Here is a 988-nt window from a genome sequence, read left to right as displayed (position 1 = left end):
AACGTCCCCACGGTGGCCCTGCTGCACGGCGGGGAGCTGATCGACGGTGTGCCGGCCGAACCGCACGACCTCCGGGTCCGCTTTGCGATGACGGCCGAGGGACTCACTAGGCTTATGTGACCGAAGAGACGGGAGGGAGCCGGATGACGCTTGATGTCTGGCTCCTGATCGGTGCCGGGATCGTCATCGCGGCCATCGCGTCTGTACGTGTCGCGCATCGCAGCGGTCTGCCCAGTCTTCTCCGCTTCCTGGTGCTCGGTCTGATTCTGGGCGCTTCGGGGTTCGGCGCGAAGCTCGAAAGCCCGCAGGCCGTCCAGCAGATCGGCCTGACCGCGCTGGCGGTGATCCTGGCCGAGGGCGGTCTGACCACGACCTGGTCGCACATCCGCAAGTCGGTGCCGCTCGCCCTGATCCTGGCCACCGTGGGCGTGACGGTGAGCATCGTGGTCGTGGCACTGGCCGTCCAGGGGCTGCTCGGCATGGATCCGACCGCGGCACTGGTCCTGGGCGCCGTACTGGCCTCGACGGACGCGGCCGCCGTCTTCTCCGTACTGCGACGATTGCCGCTCCCGACCCGGTTGGCGGGCGTACTGGAGGCCGAGTCCGGTTTCAACGACGCGCCCACGGTCATCGCCGTCGTCCTGCTCAGCGGGGCCTCGCAACGGCCGGCGTCCGTAGGTACGTTCCTGCTCGAAACCGCGATCGAGCTGGTCATTGGCGCGGCCGTGGGCCTGGCGGTCGGTCCGGCGGGCGCGTACGCGCTGCGCCGCGTCGCTCTTCCCGCCTCGAGCCTCTACCCGATCGCCGTGCTCGCCCTCACCTTCGTCTCGTACGGCGGCGCGGTGCTGCTCCACGGCTCGGGATTCCTGGCCGTCTACCTCACGGCCCTCATCCTCGGCAACTCGCGCCTGCCGCACCGGGCCGCGACCAGGGGGTTCGCGGAGGGCGCGGCCTGGCTGGCGCAGATCGGGCTCTTCGTCATGCTGGG

1 protein-coding gene is annotated in these 988 nt (G+C 70.1%); it reads left to right on the top strand.

The annotated features are described in order from the left end of the window. Positions 1-143 precede the first annotated feature (143 nt). Positions 144-988 (top strand): cation:proton antiporter (locus DMH01_RS42260; protein ID WP_199745845.1); only part of this gene is annotated, 845 nt, incomplete at its 3' end.

The organism is Amycolatopsis sp. WAC 04182, assembly GCF_003947465.1.
In the GTDB taxonomy this organism is placed as follows: Bacteria; Actinomycetota; Actinomycetes; order Mycobacteriales; family Pseudonocardiaceae; genus Amycolatopsis.
The sequence above is the reverse complement of the archived record's forward strand: the minus strand, read 5'-3'. Positions and strand labels throughout refer to the sequence as shown.